Here is a 2356-nt window from a genome sequence, read left to right as displayed (position 1 = left end):
AAAATGGTAAAAAATATCGTAAAAGAGTATGGATTTAGAGTTATTAAGCTAAAAGCTGGAGTATTCAAGCCTGAGCATGAAATTGACGCCATAAAGACGATGGCAACTGAAATTCCTAAAGTTAAGTTTAGGGTTGATCCTAATGGGGGATGGAACTTATCTGAGGCCTTAAGCGTTTCCAGAAGCTTAGAAGGAGCTAATATAGAATACTTTGAGGATCCAGTGTGGACATGTGAAGGCTTAAGAGCGTTTAAGGAACCATTAATAATAGAGCAAACGTTAATGGAAGAAGCTAAGATCAATTACTACAACTCCTATAAGGGTTATGATGAACTGTTAAAAACACAAGGTAAGTTTGACGTTATAATTGACGCTACTGGAGCTGATGCGTCCTTGCTTGATTCTCTTTTACCGTTGCTGAATAGGAACGGTATTTTAGGCTTATTTGGCTACCCAATTTCCGGCACTTTTTCACTAAATAATAAAGATATTCAAGACATAGTTCATGCTAATAAATTGATAATAGGCATGGTAAATGGTCAAAAGCCTCACTTTGAACAAGCATTGGTTTATTTGGCTTCGTGGAAGACGTTGTACCCAAAATCATCAAAATTGTTAATTACTAAGACAATAAGTATTAACGACGAGAAAGAGGTTTTAAAGGCTTTAAGGGAAAAAGCCGATGGAGAAATAAAAGTAAGAATATCTTGGCTATAGTGGTTTACAATTTTATTATTGTTTGTTGCTTTCGCTAACATTTTTCAGTACCCAGGATTCCCCTAAATCGTTTTTCCTCCATTTATATACTATATAACCAAGCGATCCTATGATTACAGCAGTTGCTAAGATTAGTGCCCCAAAATATGGTTCCGCCAGATCTCCTATTATACCCTCATAGAACGTATATGCGAAAAATACTATGCCTATTACTGGAATTATTAATCCCACTATCCATAGTCTAATCTTAGAATAAGAAATTTCCTTATGCTTCCTAATAAAATTGAATAATCCTACTTCTGGTATGAAGTGATGGAAATACCATATTATCGTACCTATAGTAGCGTCTGTATACCATGTAACAGCTACAGTAGAGGCATTATAGCCATATATAGTAGTCAATACTAGACCTATTACCAAGAATATAATTGACGAAAAAATAACGTATAACATCGTTGCATTCTTAGGGGTTTTTTGTTTAGGATCTAATTTCTTAATCCAGTTATTTTTAATGAAATTATCCCTAGCAAGGCTCCACATTAACCTTCCAGTATATCCTATATCCGCAGACATAGCTATGGTTGATGCTATAAATATAAACATATTAAGAATTAGTAAAGAAAAGAGAGGGAGGTACTTACTCCAGGATACTATCTGAGGAAGTGATGATGAACCTACTGTAGACAGTTGTGAAAGAGGAACAGCCACGGTTTCTGAATATGCTATGAAAGCTATAACAATTGTAGAAATAATAACTGAAACGTATATTGCCTTATATACAGATGTTCTAGAATCTTTAGCCTCCTCACTGAAAAATAAGCTGGTTCCATATCCAACGTATGTATAAAAGCCGACCGTAGCCGTAGCTAAAGCTACTCCGCTGAATCCAGTAGGGCTATTAAGAGGATTAAGATAGTAAAGAGAATTGTATGGAGATCTTATAGTTACGTATATACTAAATATTAACACTACCAACATGCCTAATAATATAGTATAAAAAATAATCTTACTGAGCAAATTTGAATTTAATGTAGCTACAAAATATTCAGCGATTAGAACCATAATTCCTACTACCATCCATACCCAGATAGGAATTAGATAACCTAAGACGTAATAAATGGTATCAGTAATTATCCATCCCATTGCGAAAGCATTGGAGGCTAGCCAGAAGAAACCATAAATCATGTTTAAAAGACCAGTAAATTTGCCCGCAGCTTTTCCAAATCCTAATTCCGCTAATCCATAATAGCCCCCTGCGAATGGTACAATTCTTGTATATTCTATAATAGGCAGTGAGATTATAAGGAACAATATTGCTCCCAAGATTACTGGCCACATTGAGGCTGGTCCCGCATCGTTAATAAACGCCGAAACTTCTATAGGACCGAAAATAGGTAGAATACCTGCTAAACCTATTGCGACTAACCCCCAGAATCCTATTGTATTTTCTTTTAACTTATGATGATCATCATTCATACAACATATTTTGCATACTAACTTGTATTTAAACCTTAGTCTTATGTATTTTTATTAAAACTAAATAAATTATTGTTTAAAATGAAATCATTAAGGAACAATCTATAATAAAAATATGTAAAAAAGCCTGCATCGTATAGTTGAAAATATAATTGCCTTATGA

At 34.2% G+C, this 2356-nt stretch carries 2 protein-coding genes; one reads left to right on the top strand and one right to left on the bottom strand.

What is annotated here, in order from left to right:
* A partial coding sequence (locus DMP16_RS09135) for an enolase C-terminal domain-like protein (RefSeq protein ID WP_304948043.1) occupies nt 1-717 on the top strand: 717 nt, incomplete at its 5' end.
* A 15-nt stretch (nt 718-732) separates the two neighbouring features.
* Here the strand turns inward: DMP16_RS09135 and DMP16_RS09130 are convergent.
* On the bottom strand, nt 733-2193 hold the full coding sequence (locus DMP16_RS09130) for an APC family permease (RefSeq protein ID WP_069283004.1): 1461 nt from the start codon (nt 2191-2193) through the stop codon (nt 733-735).
* Nucleotides 2194-2356 lie beyond the last annotated feature (163 nt).

Origin of the sequence: Sulfolobus sp. B1, assembly GCF_007050195.1 — an archaeon.
Taxonomy (GTDB): Archaea; Thermoproteota; Thermoprotei_A; order Sulfolobales; family Sulfolobaceae; genus Saccharolobus.
Note: the sequence above shows the minus strand (reverse complement) of the source record. Positions and strands in the feature narration are given on the sequence as shown.

Excerpts from the sequence above, each read along its gene's own strand:
- DMP16_RS09130 (WP_069283004.1), bottom strand. The coding sequence starts at position 2,193 with ATGAATGATGATCATCATAAGTTAAAAGAAAATACAATAGGATTCTGG.